The 22192-nt window shown below is 62.7% G+C and carries 23 protein-coding genes, 1 tRNA gene and 1 pseudogene; 16 read left to right on the top strand and 9 right to left on the bottom strand.

Annotated features, from left to right (window positions below; all coding sequences use genetic code 11):
- Positions 1-155 precede the first annotated feature (155 nt).
- Positions 156-443 (bottom strand): putative quinol monooxygenase, encoded by a 288-nt coding sequence (locus SZ63_RS09415; protein WP_048184576.1) that lies wholly within the window; start codon positions 441-443, stop codon positions 156-158.
- Positions 444-558: 115 nt separating this feature from the next.
- Between SZ63_RS09415 and SZ63_RS09410 the strand changes: the two genes are divergently transcribed.
- A complete protein-coding gene (locus SZ63_RS09410) occupies positions 559-882 on the top strand; it encodes a DUF3784 domain-containing protein (RefSeq protein ID WP_048184573.1) in 324 nt (107 codons plus the stop codon).
- Positions 883-944: 62 nt separating this feature from the next.
- Positions 945-2102 carry a PQQ-dependent sugar dehydrogenase gene (locus SZ63_RS09405; RefSeq protein ID WP_048184571.1) on the top strand — a complete coding sequence of 386 codons (1158 nt, stop codon included), beginning with the start codon at positions 945-947 and terminating at the stop codon, positions 2100-2102.
- Here the strand turns inward: SZ63_RS09405 and SZ63_RS09400 are convergent.
- The 5 genes from SZ63_RS09400 to SZ63_RS09380 all read right to left on the bottom strand — a co-directional run bounded on the left by SZ63_RS09400 (position 2083) and on the right by SZ63_RS09380 (position 7693).
- Positions 2083-2682: a DUF2179 domain-containing protein gene (locus SZ63_RS09400; RefSeq protein ID WP_048184568.1), complete on the bottom strand. Its 600-nt coding sequence runs from the start codon at positions 2680-2682 to the stop codon at positions 2083-2085. The two genes, SZ63_RS09405 and SZ63_RS09400, sit on opposite strands and share 20 nt — an antisense overlap.
- Positions 2683-3222: 540 nt before the next feature.
- Positions 3223-3870: an ArsR/SmtB family transcription factor gene (locus SZ63_RS09395; protein ID WP_048184566.1), complete on the bottom strand. Its 648-nt coding sequence runs from the start codon at positions 3868-3870 to the stop codon at positions 3223-3225.
- Entirely contained in the window at positions 3860-6607 is a 2748-nt protein-coding gene (alaS, locus tag SZ63_RS09390) for an alanine--tRNA ligase (protein ID WP_048184562.1), read from the bottom strand. Before alaS ends, SZ63_RS09395 begins: the two co-directional genes overlap by 11 nt.
- A 61-nt stretch (positions 6608-6668) precedes the next feature.
- On the bottom strand, positions 6669-6986 hold the full coding sequence (locus tag SZ63_RS09385; RefSeq protein ID WP_048184560.1) for an SWIM zinc finger family protein: 318 nt from the start codon (positions 6984-6986) through the stop codon (positions 6669-6671).
- Positions 6983-7693, bottom strand: a complete 711-nt coding sequence (locus tag SZ63_RS09380) for a Nif3-like dinuclear metal center hexameric protein (RefSeq protein ID WP_048184714.1) — start codon at positions 7691-7693, stop codon at positions 6983-6985. The genes SZ63_RS09385 and SZ63_RS09380 overlap by 4 nt, the downstream gene beginning before the upstream one ends.
- A 284-nt stretch (positions 7694-7977) precedes the next feature.
- On the opposite strand from SZ63_RS09380, the gene SZ63_RS09375 reads away from it, so the two are divergent.
- From SZ63_RS09375 to SZ63_RS09360, 4 genes are all read left to right on the top strand, one after another.
- On the top strand, positions 7978-9252 hold the full coding sequence (locus tag SZ63_RS09375; RefSeq protein WP_241481307.1) for a PEGA domain-containing protein: 1275 nt from the start codon (positions 7978-7980) through the stop codon (positions 9250-9252).
- A gap of 146 nt (positions 9253-9398) precedes the next feature.
- Entirely contained in the window at positions 9399-10907 is a 1509-nt protein-coding gene (locus SZ63_RS09370; protein ID WP_048184554.1) for a homocysteine biosynthesis protein, read from the top strand.
- Positions 10904-11302, top strand: coding sequence for a 4Fe-4S binding protein (locus tag SZ63_RS09365; protein ID WP_048184550.1), 399 nt, complete (start codon positions 10904-10906; stop codon positions 11300-11302). The genes SZ63_RS09370 and SZ63_RS09365 overlap by 4 nt, the downstream gene beginning before the upstream one ends.
- A complete protein-coding gene (locus tag SZ63_RS09360; protein WP_048184548.1) occupies positions 11299-12015 on the top strand; it encodes a UPF0280 family protein in 717 nt (238 codons plus the stop codon). The genes SZ63_RS09365 and SZ63_RS09360 overlap by 4 nt, the downstream gene beginning before the upstream one ends.
- 174 nt (positions 12016-12189) lie before the next feature.
- On the opposite strand, the gene SZ63_RS09355 is transcribed toward SZ63_RS09360, so the two are convergent.
- On the bottom strand, positions 12190-12582 hold the full coding sequence (locus SZ63_RS09355) for a hypothetical protein (RefSeq protein WP_048184545.1): 393 nt from the start codon (positions 12580-12582) through the stop codon (positions 12190-12192).
- A 115-nt stretch (positions 12583-12697) separates the two neighbouring features.
- Here SZ63_RS09355 and SZ63_RS09350 point away from each other — a divergent pair, with 115 nt between their 5' ends.
- From SZ63_RS09350 to SZ63_RS09330, 5 genes are all read left to right on the top strand, one after another.
- A complete protein-coding gene (locus SZ63_RS09350; RefSeq protein WP_048184542.1) occupies positions 12698-12979 on the top strand; it encodes a hypothetical protein in 282 nt (93 codons plus the stop codon).
- Positions 12980-12984: 5 nt separating this feature from the next.
- Positions 12985-13509: a tRNA (cytidine(56)-2'-O)-methyltransferase gene (locus SZ63_RS09345; RefSeq protein ID WP_048184540.1), complete on the top strand. Its 525-nt coding sequence runs from the start codon at positions 12985-12987 to the stop codon at positions 13507-13509.
- Positions 13506-14579: an ATP-grasp domain-containing protein gene (locus SZ63_RS09340; protein WP_048184538.1), complete on the top strand. Its 1074-nt coding sequence runs from the start codon at positions 13506-13508 to the stop codon at positions 14577-14579. The genes SZ63_RS09345 and SZ63_RS09340 overlap by 4 nt, the downstream gene beginning before the upstream one ends.
- Positions 14580-14693: 114 nt before the next feature.
- Positions 14694-15215, top strand: a complete 522-nt coding sequence (locus SZ63_RS09335; protein WP_048184537.1) for a transcription factor — start codon at positions 14694-14696, stop codon at positions 15213-15215.
- A complete protein-coding gene (locus SZ63_RS09330) occupies positions 15208-15693 on the top strand; it encodes an HDIG domain-containing metalloprotein (protein ID WP_048184535.1) in 486 nt (161 codons plus the stop codon). Before SZ63_RS09335 ends, SZ63_RS09330 begins: the two co-directional genes overlap by 8 nt.
- Here the strand turns inward: SZ63_RS09330 and SZ63_RS09325 are convergent.
- A complete protein-coding gene (locus tag SZ63_RS09325) occupies positions 15686-16189 on the bottom strand; it encodes a regulator of amino acid metabolism, contains ACT domain protein (RefSeq protein WP_048184532.1) in 504 nt (167 codons plus the stop codon). The genes SZ63_RS09330 and SZ63_RS09325 overlap by 8 nt on opposite strands.
- A 180-nt stretch (positions 16190-16369) precedes the next feature.
- On the opposite strand from SZ63_RS09325, the gene SZ63_RS09320 reads away from it, so the two are divergent.
- The 5 genes and pseudogenes from SZ63_RS09320 (at position 16370) to SZ63_RS09305 (ending at position 20744) form a co-directional block, all read left to right on the top strand.
- A tRNA-Leu gene (locus tag SZ63_RS09320) sits at positions 16370-16454 on the top strand.
- A 6-nt stretch (positions 16455-16460) separates the two neighbouring features.
- Positions 16461-16682: pseudogene (locus SZ63_RS12770) on the top strand (IS1595 family transposase); the annotation flags it as partial.
- Positions 16683-16755: 73 nt separating this feature from the next.
- Positions 16756-17502, top strand: coding sequence for an SAM-dependent methyltransferase (locus SZ63_RS09315; RefSeq protein WP_048184530.1), 747 nt, complete (start codon positions 16756-16758; stop codon positions 17500-17502).
- Between the two features lie 545 nt (positions 17503-18047).
- Positions 18048-20060 carry a PAS domain S-box protein gene (locus tag SZ63_RS12470; RefSeq protein WP_082122733.1) on the top strand — a complete coding sequence of 671 codons (2013 nt, stop codon included), beginning with the start codon at positions 18048-18050 and terminating at the stop codon, positions 20058-20060.
- 153 nt (positions 20061-20213) lie between these two features.
- On the top strand, positions 20214-20744 hold the full coding sequence (locus tag SZ63_RS09305; RefSeq protein WP_048184527.1) for a hypothetical protein: 531 nt from the start codon (positions 20214-20216) through the stop codon (positions 20742-20744).
- A 36-nt stretch (positions 20745-20780) separates the two neighbouring features.
- Here SZ63_RS09305 and SZ63_RS09300 read toward each other — a convergent pair whose 3' ends face one another.
- Positions 20781-22094 (bottom strand): alpha/beta hydrolase family protein, encoded by a 1314-nt coding sequence (locus tag SZ63_RS09300; RefSeq protein ID WP_241481306.1) that lies wholly within the window; start codon positions 22092-22094, stop codon positions 20781-20783.
- Positions 22095-22192 lie beyond the last annotated feature (98 nt).

Raw genomic sequence — 22192 nt, 5'->3', positions numbered from 1 at the left:
CTAACACGAAGAACGACGCTCCTGCGGAGCGGAGTTGGAGAACCGAAGGTGCGACCCGCGAAGGACGCGAAGAATGGTAGATGGGTGTGCAATGCTCCCTCGCGGCTTCGCGCGAGACTTCAGTACAAGAAAAGAAGAGAATTCGTTTTTTGTGATCAGACAACTTTCCGGTACAGACCGATATCGAGCGGCCCGGCAAACAGAGGCCCCGCTCTCTCCCCGAAGCCTTTGAAGTGCGCCGTCTCGTTGTGAGAATCAATTGCAGCCCGGTCGTTCCAGACCTCGATGAACGTGAACCTCGCGGGGTCAGTGAGGTTCGCGTAGAGGTCGTACGAGATATTTCCGTCCTCGCGCCTGCTCGCATCGACCAGGTCCCGGGCTATCTCCATGAACTCATCGGCCTTCTCGGGCTTTATGCTGCACCGTGCAACGATCGTGATCATACGACATCTCTCCGCGCCCGTGGTGCTGCCGCAGAGATGATAAACCTGCGCACCTCTGCCGGCGAATACCGGAACGCTATAGCATCCGGGCCTCAAACAGGATCACGGGATCATCGTGTGGATCGCAAACATCCTCGGCGGAGCGGTCGTGTTCTTGTTAGGAATCGTCGTCCGGGCCTTCAACGCGAGCGGCCTCATTGCAGGCTACAACACCGCGCCTGCAGAGGAACGGGCGAAATACGACGAGAAGGCGCTGACGAAGTTCACAGGCAATCTCCTGATCGCCGCATCCATCCCCCTTCTTGCCGGAGGGCTGCTGCCAATCGCTCCCGGTGCACCGGACGTTGTGGCCCTCATATCGTGGCTCGTGTTTCTCGCAATCGTCATCGGGGGCGTCGTCTATATGAACACCGGAGACCGTTTCAATCGTCAGGCATAGGGGCCGGGGTGCGTGAGTAACCCCTATATACCCTCCCGCCATCAGGAGTCCGGAGATGACGTATGTCACGCCGGACCGTTCTCATCCTTGCCGCCGTTGCGGTGATTGCCCTTCTCGGGATCGCCGTGGCCGTCGTGATGCCGCCGGGTGGCGGCACCGCCGGAACCCTGCCGCTCGATACGATCACCCTCCCCGCGGGGTTTGCGATCGACATCTATGCCGGAAACGTCACCGGGGCGCGGTCGATGACCATGACCCCGAACGGGACGCTCTTTGTCGGGAGCCGCAACGCAGGGAACGTCTACGCCATACCCGACCGCGACGGCGACGGGAGGGGCGATGCCGTGATCACGATCGCGAGCGGTCTGGACTCCCCGAACGGCGTCGCGTTCCGTAACGGCTCCCTCTACGTCGCCGAGATCAGCCGCATCCTCCGGTACGACGATATCGAGGCGAACCTCGACGACCCGCCCGAGCCGGCGGTGGTGAGCGACGCCTTTCCGGACGAAGCCTCGCACGGGTGGAAGTTCATCGCGTTCGGCCCCGACGGGAACCTCTACATCCCCGTGGGCGCCCCCTGCAACGTCTGCGACCCCGAAGACGAGCGGTTCGGCACCATCTTCCGGATGAGCCCGAACGGAGCCGACCTCGAGATCTACGCCCGGGGGATCAGGAACACGGTTGGATTCGACTGGCACCCGGAGACCGGCGAGTTATGGTTTACGGACAACGGCCGCGACTGGCTCGGCGACGATATCCCGCCGGACGAACTCAACCGGGCGCCGGAAGCGGGGATGCATTTCGGGTTCCCCTACTGCCACGGCGCGGCGATCCCCGACCCGGAGTTCGGGGAGGGGCGGTCGTGCGCCGAGTTCACGCCGCCCGAGCAGGAACTCGGCCCGCACGTCGCCGCGCTTGGCATGCGGTTCTATGACGGCGGGCAGTTCCCGGAAGACTACCGGAACAGGATCTTCATCGCCGAGCACGGCTCCTGGAACCGGCTGGAACCTATCGGCTACCGGGTGACGATGGTCGAGCTCGAGAACAGCACCCCCCTCTCCTATGAGGTCTTCGCGGAGGGGTGGCTCCAGGGAAGCGACGCCTGGGGGCGGCCGGTGGACGTCGAGATCGCGAACGACGGCTCAATCCTGGTCTCGGACGACCGGGCGAACGCCGTCTACCGGATAACCTACGGAGGGGTCACTTCCCCCTCCGGATGACCCTTCCGAAGGAGAACGGGGCCGGGGCCGGCACGACGGCCGGGAACGTCCCCTCCGCCGCCCGCCGGACGTCCTCTATCGAGTAGAACGCCTTGGGGTTGAACTCGTGGATGGCGTCCTCGACGTCACGGATGTTCTTGCGCTTGACCACCGAGAAGATGACCTTGCCCGGCCCCTGCTTCCCGTGGGCGTCGAGGACGGTCACCCCGTAGCCTGCGGCGCGGAGGTAGTCGATGAGGTTCGTCGCGTCGCGCTGGGTGATGATCCGGATGAGCGCGAGCCCCATCGCCAGCCGCTCCTCGACGATCATCCCGACGTAGTTCCCGGTGGCGAACCCGGCCGCGTAGGCGAAATAGTTGAGGGGGTTCGTGAGGTTCTGAAAGATCTGGCCGACGGCGATGATCCAGATGAAGACCTCGGCGAACCCGAGGATCGGGGCGACCATCTTCATCCCGCGAGAGACGAAGATGATCCGCATCGTCCCGATGGTGACGTCGCAGATGCGTGCGAGAAAGATAAAGACCGGGACGACTACCAGGGAGAGGAACTCCGGGTCGATACCCGGGACGACGCCGAGCATGGATCATGATTGACGAGCAGGCGATATATTATTATCCATATTCAAATATATGTCGGACACAAAAAATCTCATAGAACCAATATTTGAGGATATCAGGCGGAATAGACCGGAAAACAGGGTATCATGATACGCAGATCCTGCGGAAGAGCGCGATGTCCGGATCTTCGCCCGCTTCCAAAAAGAAGTTCCTCTCCCGGGGGGCCGGAAACAGCCGGAGGCCGGCCCCTCGCAACCACCGGTGCACGAGATCCCCGTAAACCAGATTTAAGCCGCGATTAAGGGCGTTTTAAGCCATCAGCCCGGACTACGGCCGAAATCTCCATGAGATAGCCTTATGATATCAGGGCCCAATCAGGCACAGTGTGGTGATATACCATGCCGAAATGCTACAGTTGCGGAGCGGAGATCAACCCGAAGAAGACACGTTGTCCCAAGTGCGGAGCAAAAGTCGAAGCAGGAACCGGAAAACAACCGGAAGCGGGAGTTGCAAGGGGGCGGCGATAAAGACCCTCCAAACCCCCTCTCCGGACCCTATTTAGATCATTTCCGCTCTTTTTCCACCCGATCGCGCGGGGATGTGCGCCACCAGTAGTAGACCTCGTAGGCCAGCAGCGCGAACAGCACCGCGCAGGCGCCGAAGAAGAAGCTCATCACCAGGTCGTGGACCGGCAGCGCCCCGGCGCCGTCCAGGGCGGGAACGGGAGACTGGAGCGTCGAAACGTCCTCCCCGGTGCCGCCGGCGTATTTATCACCGTTCTCGGTCATCAGCCGTGAGACGGGAGTATAGCCGCCGAACGGCAGCACCGCAGGGAGGAGTGCCCAGAGGCCGAGGCTCGCGAGGGCGACGATTCCAAAGAGCGTTGCGTACTTCTGCAGCACCGACCGGAGATCGCTTGCCGGCGACGCGATGATGAGAATCTGGTTCGCAAGGCCGTAGACCTTCACCTCGCGTCCCTTCTCGCTCCAGCGTGTCTCCATAACCTCGAGAAGCCCGGCGTCGAGAAGGTTCTCGATATGATAAGAAGCGGTGGTGATGGGGATCTTCATCCGTCGGGCGACCTCCGACGACGTCAGCGGCCCGCCGCCGAAGGCCTGGATGATCGCGTTTGCCGTCTGGCTCGCCATCGCCCGGGCGATCCTCTGTGCCTTTTCATCGCCCGGCTGGATAACTACAACATCATTCGCCATGGAGTGCTTCTATGATTCTGTTGCGCCCGTACTCGAGCGCCTCTTCGAGACGGGAAGCGTCCGGACCCGCGCCCTGCGCAAGGTTCGGCTTGCCGCCGCCCTTCCCGCCGAGGATGCCGCAGACCTCCCGCACGACATCGACGGCGTTCACCGTCGGGGCGCCCGACGTCGCCACCACCTTCACGGTGCCGTCGCCTGACGCAAAGAGCGCCACGCCGCCCTCGTCGGCGACGGTCGTGGCGAGTGCGACGAGTTCCTTATGGGTCGCATCGAGCGTTCTGACGACGACCCTGACCCCGTCCACAACCTCGCCGTCGAGATTCTGCATCTCGAGGTCCACCACTTTCTTCTGGAGACGTTCAATCTCCTTCTTCTGTTCCTTCCACTCCGAGAAGAATCTTGCTACCGTCGCCGGCAGGTTCCCGGGCTGGACGCTCACCACGTCGGCGGACTCCTGGAGGAGGTCGGCCAGGTGCTGCACGGCATGCACGGCGGCGATGCCGGCAGCAAAGACCAGCCGCTCGACGCCGTCCTGGATATGCTCGACGCCGAGGACCCGGATCGGCCCGATCTCGCCGGTCGTCCGGACGTGCGTTCCCGCACACGCCTGCACGTCGGCGCCGACCTGCACCGTTCGGATCTCCCGGCCCGGCGGGACGCCGCCCTGGTAGAGGCAGAACCCGTACTTCTGCTCGGCTTTCGTCCGCTCCTCGACGTGGACGTAGACCGGCGTATCGGCCATGACCAGCCGGTTCGCCTCGAGCTCGATCCTCTTGAGTTCGTCGGGCGTGATGTGCTTGTAGTGCCGGATGTCCAGGCGGGAAGCCTCGCTCCCCTTCTGGGCGCCCGCCTGGTGCACGTGGACGCCGAGCACTTCCTTTGCGGCGTGCAGGAGAACGTGGGTCGCCGTGTGGTGGCGCATCAGCGACCACCGGCGTTCCTCGTCCACCATGCCCTTTACCCGTTCGCCGCGCTTGAGGCAACCGCCCGTGACCCGGTGGAGGATCACCTCGCCGAGTTTCACGACCTCCTCCACCCGCACCATGTTCTCGGACGTCACCAGGGTGCCGGTATCGGACGGCTGGCCGCCGCCCTCGGGGTAGAAGAGCGTCTGGTCGAGCACCGCCATCCCGTCGAAGTAGTCCAGCACCATCGCCTCGAACTCGACCTCGTTCGGGAGCTCGTAGTAGAGTTTCTTCGTCGGGGGGAGAGAGACCGCACGCTCGCGGTAGGCGTCGAGCGGGTCTTCTCCTCTCGCCTCCTTCTGCGCCTCCGAGTGCGTCTCGGCGATCAGCGAGTAGAAGTTGTCGGGGATCTCCACGACGGCGCCCTCGGCGGCGGCGACCTCCTTCACCATCTCGGGCGGGATACCGTGCGAGTCGTAGAGGGTGATGACCTCATCGAGGGGCACCCGGGAACTCTTTGCCCTGTAGTTCCGGGCGATCTTCTGGACGATCCGGGCCCCGCGCTCGAGTGTGCTCGCGTACCTCGCCTCCTCGCTCTCCACGATCTCCCGGACCGCATCCACGTCCTGCTCGAAGTTCTCGACCCCCACGACCTGCATCTGTGCTTCGATCAGGTCGGCGAGATCCTCGTTCATCGAGAGGTCGTTCATCATCCGGAGCGTCCGGCGAAGCACGAGCCGTGCGAGGTAGCCCTCGCGAACGTTCGAGGGGACGATGCAGTCCCCGAGCATGTAGGCGAGGCAGCGGGTGTGGTCGGCGATCGAGTAGACCTTCTCGATCGGAACGACGATCCGCTCGAGCCGATCGACGGGTACGTCGATCGCCTCGGCGACCTTCCTCCGGAGGTTGTAGAGGTTCGTCCCGGAGATGTCCATCACCCCGGCGAATCGGGCGCTGAGCCCCATGATTTTCGTGAACTCCGGGTTGTCGAGGAGGTCCTCGAGATGGGCGGACCGCATCAGGCGGCTCACCATCTCCGGGAAGACCGCATCGTAGATCGTCGGCGAACCCTTCGAGGCCCAGACGAACCGCTCAAGACCGTAGCCGGTGTCCACGATATTCAGCCGCATCGGGTAGTAAGGCACCCCGTTCACGTCGACGGGCGGCTGGTCGGTCTTCTGCCGCCCGAGGTTCATGAAGACCAGCGTCGCGACCTCAAGGCCGCCGATGAGCACCTCGACGGACGCTCCGGCGTTCCCGCCGCCGTACCAGGGATGCTCCTTGTAGCTGACCCGGGCGGGATCGCCGCCGATGGACTTGATGAACTCGTCGCAGAGGGCGACCGTCTCGTCCTTCCAGTAGATCTGCTCCTCCGGGGTGTTGAAGGCGTGGTGCGCCATCATCTCAAAGAGCGTCAGGTGGCGTCCCGACCTTCCGACCGAGTCGAGGTCGTTTAAGCGGATGCAGGGCTGGGAGATTGTCAGCGGGTTCGCCGGCGGGGGAACGACCCCGCTCGTGACGAACGGCTGAAAATCGGCGATGGACGCGATGGTGAGGTAGATATCGTCTCTCCACCGGGCGGCTACGGGATATCGTTCGAGGCGTGTATGACCGTGCCGCTCAAAGAACGAGAGGAACGCCTCCCGCATCTCGCTGACGTTATGGGGTTTGAAGACCGGGTTGCCGATGAAGTTATACGTTACACACGGAGCGTCGCCGCAGAACTCTTGTTCGGGGTCCCGGGTCCAGAAGGCCGCCCCGCAACTCTTGCAGACCTTCCGCTCAAACCCTTCGGACCTGAAATAATCGAGCGTATATTCTTCCTCGAGCATTGAAAATCACGCAGCATAAATTGGTATGATTGTGACCGATATAGTTGTTTGTGCGGATTGTTTAAGTTTTCCAGGTGTCCTGATACCAGAGATCGTAGGATTCATATAACCCCGTCCGCTCGGCGATGCGCACCGCAAGGATGTGCCAGCATTCGCGCCCCCGGAAGAGAAAGTCGCTGCAGGTGCAGAAGTCCCCTTCGACGATATACTCGCTGCTCCGGCCCACCACGACGAAGAAATCCAGGTAACGCTTCACCTGCCCTGCATCGACGGCTTCGAGCGCTTTTCTCCCTCGCTCGCCGTAGACACGCTCTATGCAGGCGCGGAACTCCGGCGTCAGCATCCGGTCGCGCTCCATCTTCTGCCAGATACCCGTCATGGAACTACCACTACGTGTGGCGGATCAGGGATATAATGCCACCCCATGCGGGCCGCGAGAGCCTCCATGGCCGGGGCCTCGAGAGCGTAGTGGGTGGCCTCCAGGCAGGGCATGGGCGATGCACGGGCCACGCTGTGCTTCAATTCCGCCGAGAGGAAGGCCTCCGCTCCGAGACCGGCGGCCTCCCGGATCAGGTCGGGGTCAAACCCTGCACCGCCCACGACGGCGAGGCGCCGGATCGTCCCTACTTCGCCGTAGACGCGGATCCCCCCGCCCGGGAGCCGGCGGGCGATCTCCCGGGCATCGAGGGAGCAGTCGCCGACGAGGCCGGCGGCCATCCGCTCTACTCCGGTGAAACCGAGCCGGGCCGCGAGGACGTCGTTGACGCCGCCCTCGGCGTGGTCGAAGTTCGTATGCATGACGTAGAGGTTCATGTCGGCGGCAAGAAGCGCCCGGAGCAGGCGGGACGTCGGCCCCCGGACCGCCGTGACCGGGCTCCAGAGAGGCGTATGGTGGACGACCAGCATATCGGCGCCGGCATGAGCGGCGGCATCCACCACCCGCTGCGTGGCATCGAGCGCACAGCAGACGGTTCCGATCTCTTCTCTTCCCTCGACGACGAGGCCGATCCTCCCTGCATCGTACTCCTCGGCCAGTTCGGGCGGAGCGACCTGCTCCAATGCGGCGATGAACCTCTCGATATCCATACAGTACCCCGTATGGATCTCACGGGATAAAAGGGTGAACGAGGCCGCCGCCGAACCGCCACCCATGCGGGGGCGGGGGCCGTTCGCCCCCGGCCCGGTTCATCCATTCGAATAAATTTTCATTTTCCGGGTGACTTTGCTCAAATTTTGAGAGCAAATGTGCGATTATCTTATAAAGGCGATGAATCTGGACTGGATCGAATAGAAATAATTATCTTCAAAAAAACCGAGACTCGATCATCGCCTTTCGGAGGCAGAACATGCTGAGACCTCTTATTATTGGAATGACGCTCCTCGTTCTCTGCGCCGGCATCCCAGCCGTTTCCGCGCAAATCGGAGGAGATGAAGGATGGTACCGCGTCCACTGCAACGTCGACGGTGCCGATGTCTACTTTGACGGACAGTACAAAGGTACCACCTACGGAGGGGCGCTCGACGTCCCGGTCTACACCACCGGGTCGCCCTACAGCACCTTCCGGGTAGAGAAGAGCGGCTATCAGCCCTACACCGGCAGCCTTCCCTCGGACCCCGCAGCGGGCGAGACCGTGAACGTCTACGCGACGCTGCAGCCGGTCGAGACCGCCGGTTCGATCCACGTCACCTCGAGCCCCTCGGGTGCGGCCGTCTACCTGAACGGGCAGTACAAGGGTGTTGCACCGCTCACGATCCAGAACCTCGTCCCCGGCACCTACTCGCTTGAGGGCGATCGTTCGGGCTACCAGCCGGACTATGCCACCGTCACGGTCAGGGCCGGGCAGCAGTCGAACGTGCAGTTCACCCTGACGCCGATAGAGCAGTACGGGTCGATCAAGGTCACCTCCAGCCCCTCCGGCGCCTACGTCTACATGGACGGAACCTACAAGGGCCGGACGCCCCTGACGCTCACGAGCGTCTCGGCGAAGAAGCACAACATCGAGCTCGATCTCTCCGGCTACTACGACTGGAAGTCGAGCGTGACCGTGAGCCCCGGCGTGACCAGCTACGTCAACGCCTACCTGACGGCCGTCCCCTCCGAGACCACCGGTGCCATCGACGTGGTCTCCTACCCGGCAGGCGCGGATATCTTCCTCGACGACAAGTACCAGGGCAAGACCCCCACGGCAGGAGTGTATGCTATCTCGAACGTCCCGGTCGGCTCCCATACCATGAGGGTTGCTCTCTCCGGCTACCAGGACTACACGACATCGGTCGTCGTCAGCGGGGCGACCACGAGCCACGTCACCGCGACGCTCCAGCCCGGCCAGTCGACCTCGACGGGCTCGATCTCGGTCACCTCCTCCCCGTCCGGGGCCGAGGTCTACATCGACAACGCCTATAAGGGCATCACCCCGCTGACCGTCGACGGTATTGCCACCGGCACCCACGCGGTCAGGGTGGCGCTCGGCGGCTACAGCGACTGGTCGACCACCGTTCAGGTGGGTGCCGGCAGCACCGCCTCGGCCTCGGCCTCGCTCTCGCCCGTGCCGACCCAGGCACCCCACGCGGGCGTGGCGCCCTTTGCCGCGGTAGGCGCGCTCGGTGTCCTCGGACTCCTCGTCTCGCTGCGCAGGCGGGACTGATACGTAAAAAACCCACTCTTTTTTCGAGAAGTGCAAATCTTCCGGATGTTACCGATTGAGCGTTCCCGGCAGGGTTCATATCCCGACGCCATATTACCTAAAGTAATAATCAACACCTATAAATATTCCAAAATGAATATACGTTCATGGAAAAGTCCCTCGACCTCATCAATGCCCGGATACGCGACGGTAGTGCACGAGTGGTTACCGCCGAAGAGATGCCGGGCATCGTCGACGAACTGGGCGAGGAAGGGGCACTGGCGGAGGTCGACGTCGTCACGACCGGGACGTTCGGGGCAATGTGCTCTACCGGTGCTTTCTTCAACTTCGGGCACGCCGACCCCCCGATCCGGATGGAGCGCGTCTGGCTCAACGACGTGGAAGCATACGCAGGAATCGCGGCGGTCGACGCCTACCTGGGCGCAACCCAGGAAGCCGAGTCCAAAGACAGCCTCTACGGCGGCGCCCACGTCCTCGAGGAACTCGTCGCGGGGGGCACCGTCGAACTGCGGGCGACCTCCCGCGGGACCGACTGCTACCCGCGCCGGAGCATCACGACGGAACTGCTGCTCGAGGACATGAACCAGGCGGTCATGGTCAACCCGAGAAACGCCTTCCAGCGCTACAACGCAGCCTCGAACGCCGCCGACCGGACGCTCAACACCTACATGGGGACGCTCCTCCCGCGGTGCGGCAACGTCTCCTACTCCGGCGCAGGAACCCTCTCGCCGCTCGCTAACGACCCCGGCTTCCGGGTCATCGGGAGCGGCGTCCCGATCTTCCTCGCCGGTGCGGAGGGCATGATCGTCGGAGAAGGCACCCAGCATTCCGCCGGGGGAGGATTCGGGAACCTGATGGTGTCCGGGGACATGAAGCAGATGCGCCAGGAGTTCCTGCGCGCCGCGGTGATGAACGGCTACGGCGTGACGATGTACGTCGGCGTCGGCATCCCGATACCGGTGCTCGATACCGGGATCGTCCGGAGCACCGCGGTGCGGGACGAGGATATCCTGACCGATATAATCGATTTCGGCACGCCGCGGCGTGACCGGCCGTCGCTTGCGAAGGTCAGTTACGCCGACCTCAAGAGCGGTTCGGTCGAGATCGGCGGCGAAACCGTCCGGACGTCGTCGCTCTCCAGTTACCGCCGGGCCCGGGCGGTCGCGACGGAACTCAAGGACTGGATCGAGAGGGGGAAGATGGAACTCGCGCTCCCCACCCGCCGGATCGACCCGGCAAAGCGTGCGAGGCCGATGCGGGAGACCGCCGTCACGCCCCGCGTCCGCGACATCATGAACCGGCAGGTGATCAGCATCACGGAGGACGAGGAGATCCGGGTGGCGGCAAAGCGGCTCCTCAAAGACGAGACGAACCACCTGCCGGTCCTCGACGGCAGCGGCGCACTGGTTGGGATCATCACCACCTACGACGTCTCGAAGGCGGTGGTGACGGACGGGAAACTGCGGCAGGTGAAGGACATCATGACCCGGAACGTGATCAAGACGACGCCCGACGAGCCGGTGGACGTCGCCGCCCAGAAACTGGAGCAAAACAACATCAGCGCCCTTCCCGTGGTGGACGCGACGAACCGGGTGGTGGGCATCCTCTCGGCGATCGACCTCGGGAAACTCTTCGGCGGGAGGCGGCGGCGATGAAACTCCTGCTGGCGTTCTCCCGGAAAGGGAGAGCCGACCCGGGAAGAGAACCGGTGATCGCCCGGGTGGTGAAGGAGACCGGCGTCCTCATCAACGTCGAGAAGGCCAACATCGACTCGATGGCCGGCGAGATGCTGATCGACGTCCCGAATAAGGACGCCGACCTGGTCCGGCGGCGCCTCGAGGAGATGGGGGTCACCGTCCGCGTGATGGAGAACGCCGTCGTCCGCGACGAGGAGGAGTGCGTCGACTGCGGGGCGTGCGTCAGCGTCTGCCCCCAGGAGGTCTTCTCGTTCGATGCGGAGTGGCGGCTCGTCGTAAGCGCCGAGCGCTGCGTCCTCTGCGGCAAGTGCATCCGGGCGTGCCCGCACGGCGCCCTCTCGCAACAGGGATGATCCGGGAGCACTTCGAGTTCCGGCAGACGATCACGACGATCCTTGCGGACGATCGTGGGCATATCGAGGCGGCGAAATCCGGCATGCTGGCCGCCCGGCAGGAGGTCGAGCGCCAGATCGCCGTTGATCCCTATTTTTCGGCAACGTTCGAACCATATACCCCGAAGAACCCTGCAAACGTCCCGGCGAGCATGGCCCGGGCAGCCGCGGAGGCGGGAGTCGGGCCGATGGCGGCGGTGGCGGGCGCCATAGCCCGGGCCGGGGTGGAGGCGATGGTCGAGGCCGGCGCGGCGTTCGGCCTGGTCGACAACGGCGGGGATATCGCTCTCGTGAGCGACCGCGAGGTGACGATCGGCATCTATGCGGGCGGATCACCGTTGAGCGGGCGCTTCGCGTTCCGGGTTCCTCCGCAGGAAGAGATCCTCGGCATCTGCACTTCGTCGGCGATGGTGGGCCCGTCGATCAGTTTCGGCACCGCCGACGCCGTGACGGTCTTCGCTCCCGACGTCGCCGCCGCGGACGCCTGGGCGACGGCGATCTGCAACCGGATCGCGGCCGACGACACCTCCGTCCTCGACGGCCTTCCGGGGACGAGTATCCGGGGCGTGCTTGCCGTCATCGGCGACGCGGTCGTCCGATGGGGAGACCTCCCGCCGATCGTGCGGGCAAAAGTGGACGAACGGCTGATCACCGTCGGCCGATCGCCGGTTTAGTGCTACTGGCTTCAATTTTCGTGAGACCGCATCCATCCCTATGTACCGTCAGCTCACGCGAAGACGCGAAGGGAAGGTAGGGGTACAATCAACAATCTTCGCGCCTTCGCGCCTTCGCGTGAGACCGCATCATCATCCCTATGCCGTCAATTCACGCGAAGGCGGCCCGACGCATCAGAGGCACTCCTCCATATAGAGGGCAATCTTTGCGTATGCCTCCGGGCCGCTGAACCGTGCGAGCGTATTCTCCCCGTCGGTGAGGGTGACGACCGGCTCCCCGCCTTCCATCGAGAAGATCACCTCGTAGAGGTCGACCTCGTCGATGACGAGCCCCCGTGCGAGGTCGGACGCCGCGTGGAGCTGCAGCCGCTCCATCGTCAGCTCGTCCGGCGTCTCCCGGAAGTAGTAGTAAAAGACCTGGTAAGCGTTGAGAAGGTCGGAAGAGAGAAGCGCTCCCCGGGTCTCTTCGTCAAGCGTATCCAGTATCTTCGCGAGAAGCTCGTCGTCGTCGTCGCTTGCCTCAAAGAGGCTGTCGGCAAGTTGCGCCAGTTCCATATAATCGCCCATATTCAGTTCCCACCTGCATATCCAATCTCTCGCACCGGCAAACCGCGCCGATAGCGGCCGGCAGAGCCGGAACGGTGCAATAACTATATCGGTCTCCCCGGAAAAAAGAATAGGTGTGCGTGAGGAAGATCTGGACTGGACCGTATATCACCGGATTCCCGAAACCGGCGGCACTACGGTCGAAGACCTGGTAGCAGCCACCGGATTCGAGCCAGGTGCGGTGACGGCATCGATCGAGCGTCTCGAATATCGCCTTCTCGTCAGACGGTCGGGGGAGACGGTGCGCCTCCTCTCCATACAGGAATCGCTGATCGAGTGCCAGTGCCGCCATACCAGAGAAGACCTGCCGTTCGTCATCGAGAACGGCGTGATCCGGGCGAAGAGGAGAGAGGAGTGAGCGGCATGCCCGAAGTAGCCGTGCTCCGGATAGGCCACCGGCCCGAACGCGACCAGCGGGTGACGACCCACGTCGGGCTCGCGGCCCGGGCGCTCGGTGCCCGGGGGATGTACCTCGCCGCGGACGACCCGGGCGTCGCTGCGAGCATAACGGACGTGGCAGACCGGTGGGGAGGAGACTTTTTCATCGAGAACGATGTGAAGTGGCGGCGGTGCATCCAGGACTGGAAGGCCGCCGGCGGCAAGGTCGCCCACCTCACGATGTACGGGCTCCGGATGACCGACGTCATCGACGATATTCGCGGAGAGGAGCGGGTGCTCGTCGTGGTGGGGGCGGAGAAGGTGCCGGGCGACATCTACGGGCTCGCCGACTACAACGTCTCGGTGACCACCCAGCCCCACTCAGAGATATCGAGCCTCGCCCTCTTCCTCGACCACCTCTTCGAGGGGAAGGAGCTCAACCGGGAGTACCCGGACGCAAAGATCCGGATCGAGCCGACGAAAGTCGGAAAGAAGACGGTGGAGCGGTGAAGGGCCGGGTTCTGGTTGCGGGGTTCGCCACGCGGCACGTGGCGCAGTCGGCCCGCCGGGCCGGTTATGCGGTCTACGCCGTCGACCACTTCTGCGACCAGGATCTCGGCTGGTATACGGAGGACTGTCTCTCGTTCGACGAACTCGACGAACTCCCGGAGAAGATCGCCGAATTCGCCATCCGCCATCCGGTCGATGCGCTGGTCGTCGCTTCGGGCGCCGAGGCGGTCGGGACGACGATCCCGCTCTGCGGCACGCCGCCCGCGAAGGTGGAGCGGTTCCTCGACAAACTTGAGATCCAGCGATTCTTCGAGGGGCTGGACGTGCCGGTTCCACCGCTTGCCGCCGGGTGCTACCCGGCGATGATCAAGCCGCGCCGGGGAGCGGGAGGCTGGAGGAACGCGATCGTGAGAGCGGAGGAGGAACTCCGCCGGTGGGAGGAGGCGTGGCCGGAGATCCCCTACATCGCGCAGGCCCTCGTCGACGGCATCGCATCGAGCGTCTCCTGCGTCGCGGACGGCCGGCGTGCGCGGGCGATCGCGGTCAACCGGCAGATCCTCCGGGGCGGGGGAGAATCCGCGCACGGGTTCGCCGGATCGGTCACCCCGTTCTCCCATCCCCTTGCCGGGGAGATGATCGCGGCGGCGGAGCGGATTGCCGCTGCAAGCGGGTGCGTGGGATCGGTCGGGATCGATTTCATGGCGGGGGAGAAACCCTGGGCGATCGAGATCAATCCCCGGTTCCAGGCCACCCTGGATACCGTCGAGATGGCGACCCGGAAGAGCGTCTTTGCCATGCATATGAACGCCTGCCGCGGGGTGATCCCGGCGGCGGTGCCCGCGCCGCGGCAGGTCGCGGTCAGGCGGATCCTCTTTGCCGATCGGGATATGCGGCTCGATGCCGACCTCTCGAGCCTTGCGCCCCGCGTCGCCGATATCCCGTGGCCCGGAACCGAGTTCGAGGAGGGACACGCCGTCGTGAGCGTCTACGGCTGCGGCGAGACGGAAGAGGAGGCGTATGCCGACCTCGAGAGGAACACCGCGGCCGTCCGAAGGCTGATCGGGAGATGAGCCCGCCCCCTCATGACGGGAAAAGTGAATTAAAGATTAAGAACAGAGTATGGTAGACATCGATGCGGCATATATACTCTTATACGTTTATCCAATTACAGGAGAGATTTGAGCATGGTATCCGTCACTGAACTGTTGGACGATCCGGCAATCAACGCCTATATCCTGCGCATGATCGGGGAGGAGGGAATCGAACTTCTCAGACGGTTCCCCGAAGGAGGAGAACACAGTGACGAGGAACTTGCCGAGATGACCGGGGTCAACCTCAACACCGTCCGCCACACCCTTTACACCCTCTACGAGCGGCGCCTGGCCGAGTACCGGCGACTGAAGAACACCGAGACCGGCTGGCTCACCTACCTCTGGCACCTCCGCCTCGACCGCGTCCACGACGTGCTCGAAGAGCAGGTCCGGGACGTGCTCGAACACCTCGACGCCCGGCTTGCCTACGAGGAGAAGAACGACTTTTACATGTGCAGGAACTGCAGCGTCATCTACACCTTCACGGACGCGGCGAACTGGAACTTCGAGTGTCCGAACTGCGAGGAGATGCTCGAACACTTCGACAACGAACTCATCGCCGCCGCTCTCAGGAAGAGAATCGACAGGATCAAGGAGAGCCTCGGGAGTGCGTGAAGAGGACTGCATCGATCATCTCAGGCGGGCGGGGTGTTCCGACGGGGTCATCGCACACTGCCGGGCGGTGCGCGACCTTGCGCTCGCCTACGCGTCCGATCCCCTTATAAATCGCGACCTGGTCGAGACCGGCGCCCTCCTCCACGATATCGGGCGGGGGGTGACGCACGACCTCTGCCACGCCGAAGCGGGCGGCGAGATATGCCGGTCGTTCGATCTCGACGAGGGCATCGCCGCCATCGTCGAGCGGCACATCGGGGCCGGGCTGACGGCCGACGAGTGTTCGCTCCTCAACCTTGTCCCGCGCGACTGCATGCCCCGCACGCTCGAAGAGAAGATCGTCGCCCACGCGGACAACCTGGTGAAGGGAACCCGCGTCATCACGCTCGAAGAGCGGCTGCACCATGCAATCGCCCTCCCGCGTCGGCAGAGGAAGCGGATCCGCAGGCTCGCGCAGGAGATGGAACTCTTCAGATAACCAGCCGTTTTACCTGCGGGAGAGCCCGCATCTCTTCGTAGACCGACGCCGGGATCCGCGGTTCGTCGACGATCATCACGAGTCTGGGTTCCTCCGCGAGGTAAGGGTCGGTGACGAAGATCTGGCGGATGGAGAGGTTGTGCTCGACCAGGACTTCGACCGCCGCGCCGACGATCCCTTTCTGCTGCGCGTCCTTCGGGTAGAGCGTGATGACCGAGAGGCCGAGGGCCTCGGCGACCCGGGTCAGATCGGGCGCGGCCCGCATCCGGAGAAAGACCTCGCGCAGTTCGGGATTCTCGAGGATGCGGCGGGCGGTGGCGTCGACGACTCTCCGGTCGGTCTCGATCGCCCTGCCGATGTGCGTCGCGGGGATCTCGATCCCATTGCAGACGATGCGCCCCTCTTCGTTGATGCCGAACCCGTTCTCCAGCAGGAACCGGACTACCCTGCCCTGGGACGGCGAATCGGCAAACTCCCGTGAGATGTCAGCCCACATGCGGGATCGTTGGAACCGGGCGCATAAATACGCATCGAAGGCGGTTCCGGGCCGCTGGGGTACAGGTATAGCCGGAGGGATCTGCCCGGAGAACGGCTCCCCGTCCCGCGCCCGCGGGAGCCCGGGTTCCGGCAGAGCAAGATATTTCTGGTTGCAGTGCATTGTATAGAGAAGAACAGGGCGAGGGTTGCCAAGCCAGGTCAAAGGCGCCAGGTTGAGGGCCTGGTCTCGTAGGAGTTCGTGAGTTCGAATCTCACCCCTCGCATTTACTTCTTGTTTTCACCATCAGCGGCTTGATCATAACACACTTTGCCAAGGGTAAGAATCATAGCAATGTATTGAAAATTTTTGGAATCAGGCCAGAAGAGTGCTGAGGAAATATAATGAAATCCACACGGATTCTTTCCCACTGGGTTTGAAAGAGTGTGAGTTCAGATTTAATTACGGAACACCAAAGCAACAACTCGAAGTGTTGTGGCTGTGGTGTGATATTGAAAAATCCTTAACTATTACAGTCATTAAGGGTATATTCCAGTTATTACACAACTTAGAAAAGGAGTTTGTAAATGGACATCCCACGTATCTTCAACATTACCGAAAGTGCTCACCGCATCCATAACCCGTTAACACCGGAAAATCTCGCCACTCTCGGCGCAGCGTTGCGCCTGGAACCGGGGGCTCGTGTGCTCGACCTCGGCAGCGGTTCGGGCGAGATGCTGTGCACCTGGGCACGCGATTACGGAATCATCGGCGTCGGCATCGACATGAGCCAGTTGTTCACCGAGCAAGCGAAACTCCGCGCTGAAGAACTCGGAGTCGCCGATCGGGTCGAGTTCATCCACGGCGACGCTGCCGGCTACGTCGCCGACGAAAAGGTCGATGTGGCAGCCTGTCTCGGTGCCACGTGGATCGGTGGGGGAGTCGCCGGCACCATCGAGCTTCTGGCAAAGAGTCTCCGCTCCGAAGGAATTATCCTCATCGGCGAGCCCTACTGGCGGCAGTTACCACCGACGGAAGACGTTGCCAGGGAATGCTTTGCCAATTCTATCTCCGACTTTCTCATGCTTCCAGAACTTCTCGCGTCTTTCGGCGACCTCGACTACGACGTTGTGGAAATGGTTCTGGCTAACCAGGACGGCTGGGATAGGTACGAAGCGGCCAAGTGGCTCACCATGCGCCGATGGCTCGAAGCGAATCCCGACGACGACTTCGCGAAAGATGTCAGAGACAAACTGACTCTGGAACCAAAACGCTACGCCGCGTATACGCGTGAATACCTTGGATGGGGTGCGTTCGCGCTGATGCCGCGGTGATGTGAGGCAGCTATGTGACCATACTTATGATGATGAGGGGCGCTACACTACTCAACCCCCTCCCATTACTCATCATAGCAAGCACCCACACCCCTCCTGCAATCGTGTATGACCACCCTATCGGTTACTCTTCCTTAACCTCTACAGGACAGACTCACCAAAGACCGCACGGGCGATCACCATACCCCCGCGCATGCCCCGGGTCAAGAAGTGTCAACACCACTAGACCATACACCCCCGTGATGACCTATCAAATTTTTTCGTGTTATCTATAACCCCGCATCCAATTCTTGGGTTATACTCCTCCTGCTTTCAAGTTCTCCCATTATTCCAGCCGTTCCCGCACCAGGTCTATTGTAACGGGAGCCACAGTTCCCGCCGTATCGAGATTCCTCCGGCGCACAAAAAGGGCGAACCGGCTGCCCGGATGGGGCGGCAGACAGACAATTATATACTTCCCGTGACGTTATCCCCGTGGAGAACCCTGCACGAGGGTCTCCCGTTTATTCGGCCGATGGCGATCCTGCCGGACGGAGCTGGGCCGTATGCATACCACTGAGCCGGAAACGGAGGTACGAGCCGAGATACTGCAGATACTGGATGCCATGGAGGATGCCGTCATCCTCGCCGATTCCTACATGAACGTCCGCACCGTCACCCCTTCCATGGAGCGTCTCGCCGGAATCTCCGCCGACGACGCCCGCGGTGCAGATGCGACCCGCATCGTCGCCGATCGAATCCTCCCGGAAGCGAACGGGGACCAGAGGGAGCGGATCCTCTCGCTGCTGCAGAACCGCGCCGAGTCCGGGGGAATCACGGTCGGGGTATCCTCGGCCGCCGGGGAGCGGCGGTACGTCTTCTCCTCAAGGCGGGTGAAGGAGACCGGGGACTGGATCGTCCGCTTTCGCGACGTCACCCGCCGGGAGGCCGCCGAAGAAGAGGTGCGGCGGACATCAGGGGATCTGGCCTTCCTCTCCCGGGTGGCGACGGAACTTGCCTCGATGCCGGACGAGGCCGACGTCTTCTCCGCAATCGGCGCCCGCCTCCACGAACTCGCGCCCGGTTCCGTCGTCATCGTGAGCGCCGCCGACATCCGGGCGGGCACTCTGAGCCCGCGGGCGTTCTTCGGCATCGAGCCGTTCCTGCCGGAGATCACAGAGGCCTTCGGGGAGGATCTCACCCGGATTTCGCTCGAAATCCCCTCAAGTATCCGGGCAATCATGGCCCGCGGCGAGATCGAGGAGGTGAAGGGAGGGCTGCAGGAGATCGCCCTCGGGCAGATCTCGCAGGAGATCTCCCGTAAATTCGAGGACATTGCCGATCTCGGGGCGATGTACTGCATCCCGTTCACCTGGAAAGGCGAAATCTTCGGGTCGGCCGTGATCCTCACCCGGCAGGAGGGCGGAGAAGTCAATTTCCGGGCCATCAAGATTTTCCAGAGCCTTGCCTCGATCGCCCTCCAGCGGCACCGGGCGGAAGCCGAACTGCGCGGGAGCGAGAAGACGTTCCGGGCCCTCATCGAGAAGGGCTCCGAATTCATCCTCGTCATCGACGATCAGTTAACGATCCGGTTTGCGAGCCCGCCTATCGAGCAGATAGACGGTTTTCCGCCCGAAACGCTGATTGGGAGGCATGCGTTCGACATGATCCAGCCCGAGGATCTGCCGCGGGTGAAGGAGGTCGTATCGACCCTGGCAGAGAAGCCGGGAGGGAGCGCACAGTTCGAGGTCCGCTTCAGGGGCCCGCGCGGCACGCACGTGATCGAGGCAATCGTGACCAACCTCCTGGGCGACCCCCATATCAGGGGCTTTGTCGTAAACGCATGGGACATCACGGAGCGTAAACGTGCACAGGAGGCCCTCCAGCGCCACACGGAAGACCTTCTCCGGCTCCAAAGTGAACTGGAGGTCTCAAACCGGGAGGCTAACCTCTACCTTGACATCCTCACTCACGATATAAGAAACACAGAGAACGTCTCGAACCTCTACATCGAACTGCTTGCCGATACGCTGGATGGCGAGATTGGCAGGTACGTGGAAAACCTTCAGCGGAGCATTCAGAAAAGTATCGAGATTCTGGGCACCGTCTCCACCATCCGCCGGATTCATCAGGCACCTCCCGAACTCAAACCGATGGATCTCGATGCGGTAGTCGGTGGGGTGATCGAGAATTTTCCGGACAGTGCCATCCACTATATCGGGGCTCACTACCAGGTCAGGGCAGACGACCTCCTCTCCGTGACCTTCAACAACCTCATCGGCAATGCCGTCAAGCACGGCGGTCCCGGTGTCGCGATTACCGTCCGGGTGGAAGAACAGGGAGACGAGGTGCTGGTGACGGTCGAGGATACGGGCCCGGGTGTGCCGGACGCTGAAAAGAACGAGATCTTCCGTCGGTATGAAAAAAAGAAGCGGGGCGTCGGCGAGGGGCTCGGGCTCTATCTCGTGCAGATCCTCGTCGAGCGCTACGGCGGCAGGGTCTGGGTCGAGGATCGGGTGCCGGGCACCACGGGAGCGGGCGCTGCGTTCCGGTTCACGCTCAAGAAGGTCGGGAAATGATCGGAGAGTGAGTTCCCGCCGGAACCGGAGCGTCCCGGTTGTAAGATGCGATCCCGGCGATTCTTCGGCAGGTATTTCACCATTGCGATGAGTAATATCGAATAACGAGCATGTTCGCACACCAACCGCCCGGCATCCGGAGAGACGCCCGCCATGGCATGTAGGTGCTGCCAGTGCGGCAGCTGCTGCAGCAGCATGAGAAACGTCCACACGATTATCGAAGAGCGCGGCAACTACACCTTTGTCGTGTACAACGCCTACAGCGGGGACGTGAAGGAGGTGCGGGTCGACCCGGACAAGATCGCCCTCTTCGAGGATGAGAGCAGCATCGCGGAACTGCCGGACGCATGCCCCTTTCTGAGATTCGAAACCGCCCGGGATTCTCCTGCTCCGTCCCATGGGAACATCGCACTCGACGGAAAGACGGGAAAGGCATGGTGTACGGTCCACCTGACGCGCCCCGAAATATGTCGCGATTACTGCTGCTGGCGGTTTCTCATCCTCGATGCACAGGGCAAAAGGGCCGGGCGGGTGATGTACCAAACAACGTTCCTCCCGGACACCGAGGAACTCAGACGGCTCTGGGAACGGGTGCAGCCGACGCTGAACGGCCTCTCCGGCACGGAATGGGATGACGCCCTCATCGATATTCTCACGGCGGCCGGATACCGTGTTCGCCGGTAGCGGCCGTGAGACGCAAAAAAAGGAGGGTCGATATCCCTATTCTTCCCCGGGACGGGAGCCCGTCATCCCCATCGTATCGTCGAGCCAGTCGAACTTGGCACCGAACGATTGCGCGAACGCTCCAAGCTGGCAGTGCGACCCGGCCCCGTAATCGTCGGAGAAGACCATAAGTTCCCGCTCGCAGGTGAGGTGGTCGTAGAGCGCCGTTGCCTGCGCCCCGTCCGGGTCGAAGTGATCGGCCGCACCGGCACAGACCAGCGTGGGGCACCGTATCTCTTCGGCAACCCCGACGAGTGAAAATTCCGTCCATTTCGCCCAGAACCGTGCCGGCGAACCGGCATTGAAGACGAACATCCCGTTCTCGTTCAGCCAGCGGGTGCCGGTATCGCGTGCCATGACCTCGCGGATGGCATCGTTGAACTCGATCGGATCCGTCTGCAGCCACTCCTGCAGCTCAATCTCCGTCAGGTTCGCGCCCCCGCCTTCCCGCAGGTTCGCGAGGAGTGTCTGTCCTACATCGTAGGTGCCTCCGTCCGCGATCAGCGCCGCGATCCGGGGCTCGTATGCGGCACCCCGGGGAGCGAGGTAGCCCCCGAGCGAGATCCCCCAGAGCGCAATCCGGTTTTCGTCGACGTCGGGCCGGCTCACCGCATAGTCCACGACGGGCCCGATAACGTTCTCCCAATCGTAGCGGAACGGGATATGCCGGACCCGTATCATTTCGCCCTGGCCCGGCCCCTCGAATGTCAGGACGTTGTATCCGCGCCTGATCCCCTCCATTGCGTACGGATGGAGTTCCTCCTGGCAGCCGTCGAAACCGGTCTGAATAATGAGGAGCGGCCGGAGTTTGCCGGAGTCGTCGACCATGTAGAAGTAACCCGGCAGCGTGGTATTCTCGTACGGGATGGCGACGATCTCGTACGGGACGACATCGAGTGCGAGCGCATCGCGGAATGATTCCCGGCTCTTCCCCCACGTCTCCACGATGCGGGGATCGGCGGGATTGCCGTGCAGGAAGAACTCGGCCGTGCGGTAGTACGTTGCGGCCCGGTAGTATGCCTCCATCGCGGTGACCCTGTGCCCGGCCGCGAGACTCCCGTCGCCCGCCGCCCTGAAGTTGTCCGCGGTCCTGTTCCATTCGCTGTACCAGCTCTCGAAGTCCCCTTCCCGGATCCGGGACGCAGTGGCCAGGCACTCGCCGATATCGGCCTCGCCCGAATACGAGGCGCCGAGTGTCCGCTGGAGCTCGAAAGCAAACTCCCGGTCCGTAAACACGAGCGCCGGGCAGTCGGGGGCAGGTGCGGCATCCGGGGTGGCGGGAGGCGATGCCGGGGATTGCTGACCGATCATGGTACAGCCTGCAGAAATAACGGAAAGAACTGTGATAGAAAGAACGATCATGATAATTGTGGTTCTGTTGGGGTTCACGGTGGATCATGGGAAGATCT

This window comes from Methanoculleus sediminis, assembly GCF_001017125.1.
Taxonomy (GTDB): domain Archaea; phylum Halobacteriota; class Methanomicrobia; order Methanomicrobiales; family Methanoculleaceae; genus Methanoculleus; species Methanoculleus sediminis.
This window is presented reverse-complemented; position numbering and strand designations above follow the sequence as displayed.

Coding starts and splice junctions, on each gene's coding strand:
- SZ63_RS09415 (WP_048184576.1), bottom strand. CDS start 443: ATGATCACGATCGTTGCACGGTGCAGCATAAAGCCCGAGAAGGCCGAT.
- SZ63_RS09405 (WP_048184571.1), top strand. CDS start 945: ATGTCACGCCGGACCGTTCTCATCCTTGCCGCCGTTGCGGTGATTGCC.
- SZ63_RS09400 (WP_048184568.1), bottom strand. CDS start 2,682: ATGCTCGGCGTCGTCCCGGGTATCGACCCGGAGTTCCTCTCCCTGGTA.
- SZ63_RS09395 (WP_048184566.1), bottom strand. CDS start 3,870: ATGGCGAATGATGTTGTAGTTATCCAGCCGGGCGATGAAAAGGCACAG.
- alaS (WP_048184562.1), bottom strand. CDS start 6,607: ATGCTCGAGGAAGAATATACGCTCGATTATTTCAGGTCCGAAGGGTTT.
- SZ63_RS09385 (WP_048184560.1), bottom strand. CDS start 6,986: ATGACGGGTATCTGGCAGAAGATGGAGCGCGACCGGATGCTGACGCCG.
- SZ63_RS09380 (WP_048184714.1), bottom strand. CDS start 7,693: ATGGATATCGAGAGGTTCATCGCCGCATTGGAGCAGGTCGCTCCGCCC.
- SZ63_RS09375 (WP_241481307.1), top strand. CDS start 7,978: ATGACGCTCCTCGTTCTCTGCGCCGGCATCCCAGCCGTTTCCGCGCAA.
- SZ63_RS09370 (WP_048184554.1), top strand. CDS start 9,399: ATGGAAAAGTCCCTCGACCTCATCAATGCCCGGATACGCGACGGTAGT.
- SZ63_RS09365 (WP_048184550.1), top strand. CDS start 10,904: ATGAAACTCCTGCTGGCGTTCTCCCGGAAAGGGAGAGCCGACCCGGGA.
- SZ63_RS09360 (WP_048184548.1), top strand. CDS start 11,299: ATGATCCGGGAGCACTTCGAGTTCCGGCAGACGATCACGACGATCCTT.
- SZ63_RS09355 (WP_048184545.1), bottom strand. CDS start 12,582: ATGGGCGATTATATGGAACTGGCGCAACTTGCCGACAGCCTCTTTGAG.
- SZ63_RS09345 (WP_048184540.1), top strand. CDS start 12,985: ATGCCCGAAGTAGCCGTGCTCCGGATAGGCCACCGGCCCGAACGCGAC.
- SZ63_RS09335 (WP_048184537.1), top strand. CDS start 14,694: ATGGTATCCGTCACTGAACTGTTGGACGATCCGGCAATCAACGCCTAT.
- SZ63_RS09325 (WP_048184532.1), bottom strand. CDS start 16,189: ATGTGGGCTGACATCTCACGGGAGTTTGCCGATTCGCCGTCCCAGGGC.
- SZ63_RS09315 (WP_048184530.1), top strand. CDS start 16,756: ATGGACATCCCACGTATCTTCAACATTACCGAAAGTGCTCACCGCATC.
- SZ63_RS12470 (WP_082122733.1), top strand. CDS start 18,048: ATGCATACCACTGAGCCGGAAACGGAGGTACGAGCCGAGATACTGCAG.
- SZ63_RS09305 (WP_048184527.1), top strand. CDS start 20,214: ATGGCATGTAGGTGCTGCCAGTGCGGCAGCTGCTGCAGCAGCATGAGA.
- SZ63_RS09300 (WP_241481306.1), bottom strand. CDS start 22,094: ATGATCGGTCAGCAATCCCCGGCATCGCCTCCCGCCACCCCGGATGCC.